The 7,389-nt window shown below is 33.8% G+C and carries 4 protein-coding genes; all 4 read left to right on the plus strand.

Features of this window, described 5'->3' with window-relative positions; all coding sequences use genetic code 11:
- The coding region (locus ACOVQ4_RS12650) for an esterase/lipase family protein (protein WP_421821004.1) at nucleotides 1-2,021 on the plus strand (2,021 nt) is incomplete at its 5' end.
- 43 nt (nucleotides 2,022-2,064) lie between these two features.
- Nucleotides 2,065-3,822, plus strand: a complete 1,758-nt coding sequence (locus tag ACOVQ4_RS12655; protein WP_421821005.1) for a hypothetical protein — start codon at nucleotides 2,065-2,067, stop codon at nucleotides 3,820-3,822.
- Entirely contained in the window at nucleotides 3,822-5,414 is a 1,593-nt protein-coding gene (locus ACOVQ4_RS12660; RefSeq protein WP_421821006.1) for an ATP-binding protein, read from the plus strand. The genes ACOVQ4_RS12655 and ACOVQ4_RS12660 overlap by 1 nt, the downstream gene beginning before the upstream one ends.
- A gap of 94 nt (nucleotides 5,415-5,508) precedes the next feature.
- Nucleotides 5,509-7,389 (plus strand): WD40 repeat domain-containing protein (locus tag ACOVQ4_RS12665; RefSeq protein WP_421821007.1); only part of this gene is annotated, 1,881 nt, incomplete at its 3' end.

Raw genomic sequence — 7,389 nt, forward strand, 5'->3', positions numbered from 1 at the left:
ACCTTTTAGATGGTAAAATCAGTAGCCAACTTGCCTTTTTACAGGTATATCTCGACCGACTTTGGCAAGAAGCAGAATATGATAATCAGCAAGTCACCATTTCAGACGCAACAGTAAGCAAAGTAGGGAAAATTGAGGCTGTCTTAGAAAAATTCTTAGACAATCAGTTAGCGTCTATTGCTGACAAGAATGAGTATAAGCAAAAGCAACTTAGGCTTTTGCTAGATAGATTTGTAACCGAAGACGGCACTAAACGCCCTATAGCAGAAGATAACTTAACTGCATTTGAAAAAATGTTAGTACAACAATTAGAAAGCGTTCGTATTATCCGTAAAAATGAAATTTATTACGAATTAATACATGATTCAATAGCTATAATTATTAAGGATAAACTTAATGTTGAACGACATCGGTATAGTGGAATTCTAAAAATATTATACCTAGGTCATTTGTTTCATAATGAAGAAAGAGGTGATTTAATTAGGGATTTGCAAATAGATAGATTAATAGCTTCAGATAGTGGACTTTATTTGTTTGAAAATAAGATTGAATTTTCAAATTCAATTTGGCAAATGTTTGATTTAGGTATAAAATTAAGGAAACCGTCTTATTCAATAGGAAATACTCAAAGATTCATTAGGAATAAGATGATAAAGTTTGAGGCTCATAGCTCTGTTAGTGCCGATGTTAACTTAATACCATTAACCGCGCATGGTACATATGGTATTAAGTTAATTTATAACTACCTATTTGGGTCGGATTTTCAAAGTATACACAGTATAAAATTATTAGATAATACCTTAGCAGGGAAACATATAGAATTATTCCCACTAATCGAGCTAGAAAGTATTAAAGGTACCGTTAGTATAGATAACCCATTGATTCTAAAAATTCAAAATCAAGCGATAGATTCTAACGAAATAGTAATTCCAGTGATGGTAAATGGAGAGGACGTTATTGTAATAGGGACAAGTAAGACCTTACCAAATAAAGGAAGTGAAATTTACATTGAGCAATTTCCTGAATCATATGGAGATAATAAAAAAAGACAAAATGCGGCCGCTTTCAAGTTTTGTTTGATGAAACTAATTTTTAAAACTATACCTGACAATTATTTCGCTTTGAACTGGGTTGATTATGAGCAGGCTAAACCAGTAAGGAAAAATCTTAATTTATCTCAAAAAATTACAAAAGCAAAGAATATTGTACTATTGATCCACGGCATTATTGGCGATACCGAAGGAATGATTCCTTTTGCTCAAAGGCTGGTTAAGCCAACTGAAGATAGTAAAGCAAAATATGATTTAGTTCTGACATTTGATTATGAATGCCTGAATACACCCATTGAGAAAATAGCAGAAAACCTTGCCATTATACTTAGTGAACATGGTATTGATGGAAATACTGATAAAAAACTAACGATTGTTGCTCATTCTATGGGTGGATTAGTATCGAGAGTGTTGATAGAAAAGCTCGGAAAAGCCAGTCTTGTGAAAAAGCTGATTATGGCTGGTACTCCCAATGGAGGTACTGAATTAGATAGTGCTTCTGCTTATATTTATCTCGCTAATTATGTCCTTACCCTTGGATTGAGTTCTGCTTTGGTAGCTCCTTATTTAGCATGGGCTGGAGGATTGATTGTGGCATTAAAAAAGAGTAGTATGCTAACTGTCACTTTAGAGCAAATGAAACGCAATTCTGATTTTATCAATTCGCTGTATATTCAAAATGACCCTCACGTACCCTATTATATTTTAGCAGGTAACATTGACCTGTATCAGCCAAATAGAGAAGAAGAAGACACTTGGTTTGAAAAACTAAGTATGAATTTAGTGCTGGGTGTAGGAAATCTATTTCATGAAGGAAAACAGCATGACATTGCAGTGTACACCAAAGATATTATGAAAGTTAATTCTAACAGACAGCCTCAAGTAACCTTCCAAGAGGTGGGTTGTCCACACATTTTTTATTTTGATGAACCTCAAAGTAAAGAAATACTATATCAATGGCTTGAAGTATAATCCTTTTCAACGCTAGTGTTACCCTTGTTAACTAACTTAGCTTATGGCAGACTTACCACTTTTTATAATATCCTTTGCAAACAATCCCCTAAATCCTCTTTCTAGTTTAAAGAAGGAAGAGTTAGGGATAAAAAAAGTAATTGACTACCTTCATGATATTGAAGTTGTATATCCAACGACTAGGGAAGAAATCGTTGATTTACTGAAAATAGAAACGAACCGAGAACGACTCTATCTGTTCAGTTATAGTGGTCATGCCGATGGAGACCGCCTTGTCACAGAAGAAGAAGCTACCTATGCACACGGCTTAGCAAATCTTTTGGCTGAGTGTAGAAACTTGCAATGTGTTGTACTAAATGGTTGCTCTACGGAGAAACAAGTTTTCTTGATACAAGAATCATTCAAGAAAACTAATATGACGACTCCTGCCATAGTAGCAACTTCGGCAAGTGTTGGCGATGCGATTGCCTCAGAGTTTAACGTCCACTTCTTTCAACAGTTACTTACTTATGGGCATTCAATTGCTGATGCTTTTTCTTTGGCGATTGCCTTAATCAATACAAAGACAAAACAACCAATTGTTCCTATCAATCGTTTTTTGGACGAGCAGCCTCAGGATTTAGGAACTTGGGGACTGTACACCATCAATGATGACCCCATCCGTGTATTGGAAAGTATTCAAATAGGTTCTCAGAATAAGTACGAACCTAATATCCGACTTTTCAAAAGCTTGATCAGAGAATTAAGTAGTACCAACTCTGATATAAAAAAACGCTATACTAACGATAAGGGTAATATTTTATCTATTCACCCCTATAAGCCGTTGATTTATCAAAGTTTTCCTTTACCAATCAGTAAAAGGCTACAACGCTTGGAATCATCTCAAAGCACTAATGACAAGGCTCAAGGTACAATCTTCTACAATAAAATAGATCGTAATCGTCTGGGAGAGCTTACAAGAACAGCGCTGACCTTTTTAGATATTTTAGTAGCTTTTTCTCAAGCCGAACTATACGCATTACTTCAAAGTACCCCTGATGCGTTAAACCCCGATAGTAAAAAAACAGTATTGACTTCGATTACTAATCAAACACTTGGACGAACGGAGGTGTTGATAAGTCTTTTACACGAGATTCGCCTGAGTCCAAAGCCTTTATTTGTAAGTGAATTAGCGAGCTTAATTACAAAAGAAGATACACGTCTGGAAGAATTGCTAGGCTTCTTTGAAAAGCTTGCTACTACAATTCCTATTATGAGCAATACACAAGCAGAAAGCTTAGTCGAATTAGCAGAATTAAGAATCGTAGGAATTTTTCAAAAATGTATGTTTTTAACAAACTATCATCTTACCTCGATTGATAATATTCAACTTAATCGTAAAAGATATGAAACAGCACAGTACAGACATGAAGTGTTTTTCCAAAGATGGGGAATGGGAGTAGAACCAGCTCGTGATAGTGAGGTATTTACAGACTATTACCTTGATAATGCCTCTATTATTTTACATAAAGAAGCTGAATTAGACAACGGATGTCAGTATATCAATCTCAGTCCTTTTCTTATTGATGAGGTCTTATTTTCACCTAAAGCGAATATATCTAACATCATGGCATTGATGGGTCATAAACCTCATAGTCAAGAGTTTTCGTTCCGCTACCTCATCTATAGTAATAAAGAGAATGAAGGAAAAAGTCTTGTTTATCAAGAAAATAATAGCTTTGAACAAGATGTTGAATTTGAAAATATTGCTTTCAGTGAAATCAAAAACGAGTGGGAACATTTCTTAAATCTACTAGCCTAATGGAAGCAAAAAGTCCTTTTAAATTCTTGGATGCTTATACAGCCAACGATACCGACATTTTCGTTGGAAGGGAGATTGAGGAAAAGAAATTGTTCCAACAATTGAGAAATACGACCTTAAATCTGCTTTATGGAATGTCTGGTACTGGTAAAACGAGTCTGGCTCAATGTGGCTTGGCTAAGTTTTATGACGGTGCAGACTGGCATCCCTTTTATATCAGACGAGGAAATAACATCAACGAAAGTCTTTTGAAGGCTCTCAAAGATACCTTAATTGATATTGAAGATGCCGCTATTTTAGATGCCTATAAACTCCCAGAATTGGTGTATCAGGTATTTATTACCTTTTCTCGTCCTGTTTATTTGATATTCGACCAGTTTGAAGAACTATTTACTATTGCCAGTAATAATAAGGAAGAACGAGAAAGCTTTTTTAAAACTATTCAAGAGTTACAAAAACAAAACCTTCCTTGTAAAATCATCATCATAATTCGGGAAGAGTTTTTAGGTGAATTGTATGAATATGAGAAATTTGTCCCTAATCTATTTGATTTTCGATTAAGGATAGAGCCCATGACAGTTGCTAAGCTCAAACAGGTAACGACGCATACCCTCGATAGTTTTGATGTAAAAGTAAGCCAAGACAATCTTATTGATACCATCACCCAAAACCTTTTAGATGGTAAAATCAGTAGCCAACTTGCCTTTTTACAGGTATATCTCGATCGTCTTTGGCAAGAAGCAGAATATGATAACCAGCAAGTAACTATTTCAGACGCAACAGTAAGCAAAGTAGGGAAAATTGAAGCTGTTTTAGAAAGATTCTTAGACAATCAGTTAGCGTCTATTGCTGACAAGAATGATGAAAAGCAAAAGCAACTTAGACTTTTGCTAGATAGATTTGTAACCGAAGACGGCACTAAACGCCCGATAGCTGAAGATAAGTTAACTGCATTTGAAAAAACGTTAGTACAACAATTAGAAAGTGTTCGTATTATCCGTAAAAATGAAATTTATTACGAATTAGCCCACGATACACTTGCGGTAATCATTAATAACAAACGAGATGCAGAACAACGACTCATCAAAAGTTTAGTACAAAACTTACAAACCAGTTATTTTTTCTACAAAAAAGAAAACGGCGGATTTTTGAGTGAACAAAGTGTTGCCCTGTACGACCGTTTCAAGAATGCCATTGATGATACACTCTCACACAGTGAAGAGAAGACAGCTGTGTTTTTATTTATTGAAAATAGCCGAAAGGAGAATGCTAAAGAAAAAGAGGAGTTAGAGAAAAAGAATAAACGACTCAGAAGCCTTTTAACTGGAGTAATTGTACTAGGGCTTTTTATGTTAGGACTTTTTATTTTTGCTTACAACCAGTATTATAAAGCTGAAAAGGCAAGATTGAATGCCCAAGCCAACCTAGACAAATACAACAAAGCCCGTGCTATACAATTACTAATTGATGCCCAAACTTTTCTTGAAAGTAAGGACACTGTATTAGCGAAAGGTAAAATAAGAGAAGCATACACTTTAGACACTAACTCCGTTTTAAAAAATAAGTTAAAATGGCTTTTAACTAGCAAATAACATGAAATACATCTTTTTATTTATTAGCATTTTGTACATTCATTTGAGCTGTTTTGCCCAAAACAAATCCTCTTGTAGCACAGCTCAAAAACTGATGACAGAAGCTACAAAAATCGAAAATGAGAAGACCCCTAATTATGGAAATGCGATTCGTAAACTTTACTCTGCCCAAATAGCAGCAAGAGATTGTAGCCCAGCTAAAGAGACAGAGGTAAAAGAACGAATTATACACTTATTTGAGAAGATTGAAAAGCTTAGAGTTGCAGCAGAAGAAGCAAAAAACAAAGCTGTTGCAAGTGAACAAAAAGCCCAAATAGCTATGATCAACGCAACTGCTTTATTTTGGGCATCTGAGGCAAAAAAATATAACTCTATCCAAGGGTTACAATTTGTAAAAAAGGCAATGTCTACAGCCAAAAGTGAAAATACGATTCAAAGTATTAAAGAGACTACCGCTTCTATTTTTAATAATGGTTTTGTTGATAAATTTACCTTAATAAAATCAAAAACTTATTTACCAAAGGCAAATATTAAAGATATAGGTATAATTACTGCACCATCTTTTTCAAAGGATGGAAGATGGATGATAGTCCATTACTCTGAGTCGCCTTATTACAGAATATTAAATGTCCCAGGTCTAAATGGGTTCAATCCTTTGGAAAAAGAGTATTATATTTCATCTTATTTTTTTTCAGACGACTGTAAATGGCTGTTAACCAAAAGTGGTAACCAATCTAATGAATTAAAGTATAAATTATGGAACCTCCAAAAAGGTAAATCTCAAATTTTCACATACAAAGGGGAACAGATAAAGACTCTTAAATTTTCGTCCGATGGTAAATGGCTTACTACAACAGATATTATGGATATGTCTATACTTTGGGATTTAAATTCAAATAAGGGTTACTTATTACCATCCGATATTATCAATATAAATTTTTCATCCGATTGTAAATGGATAATAACAAGTTCTAATGATAATGAATACAAACTGTATAATTTAAATGGAGAAATCATACCGAAATTCCTTTCAAATAATACCTATAATTTTATATCAATCACTGATGATTGTAAATGGTTAATAACGAAAAATAATGATGATGTATATAAACTTTGGAATATTAATACACAAGAAGAAGCAACTTTTATTTCGATAGGCGACTCCATACCCATAGTAGCACTTTCATCTGAGAACAAATGGTTGATAGCAAAATATGAAAATGGTCACTGTCGAGTATGGGATTTAAGCAATATGCAATTCGATGATTTCTTAAAGAACGAAATTGATATTGTTAATACCAAATTTTCGGTTGATGGTTCCATACTTATAAACTTTCATGCAAACAATCAGAATAAAGTATGGAATCTAAAAAATAAAAAAGCTTTTGATTTTTTACAAAATGAAATTGGAATAACGTATGCTGAAGCTGATAGTAATTTCAATTATTTGGTTACAACTGATGGAAAAGAAACGATAAAAGTGTGGGATATTAAAGGGGAAAAACAAAGATTAGAGGGGCTATCGATATATAAATATAGATTTAGCGACTATGGAACGTTACTCTTAAAACTTAATAATGGTGTTCAACTTTATGAAATCAATTTAAAAAACAAGAATGAAACACTATTTGATTTATCCAGATTTAATGTATCTAATCCCTATAGTTATAGTTTTTATGGGATTTCTCCAGACTTTAGATGGATAGGAGTAGTAATTGAAGGTGACTTCAGTTATGAATTATGGAATTTGAAAACTATAAATGAGCAAATAAAATCTGTGTTTAAACAAGAACATCCTGTGGAACGCACACAAGTGTCATCGGATAGTAAATGGCTGGTAACAACAGACATTAATAATACAGCCAAAGTCTGGTCAGTGGAAAAAGAAATACAAGCTAATTTTTTAAAAGAAGAGGCAACTATTCATAAGGCTAATTTTTCCCCTGATAGTAAATGGCTGATAATAACAAACAAT

The sequence above is a fragment of the Flectobacillus sp. genome, from assembly GCF_049240685.1.
Lineage (GTDB): Bacteria > Bacteroidota > Bacteroidia > Cytophagales > Spirosomataceae > Flectobacillus.

What these genes read in the sequence shown, in the direction of transcription:
- ACOVQ4_RS12655 (WP_421821005.1), top strand. Translation starts at nt 2,065, where the DNA reads ATGGCAGACTTACCACTTTTTATAATATCCTTTGCAAACAATCCCCTA.
- ACOVQ4_RS12660 (WP_421821006.1), top strand. Translation starts at nt 3,822, where the DNA reads ATGGAAGCAAAAAGTCCTTTTAAATTCTTGGATGCTTATACAGCCAAC.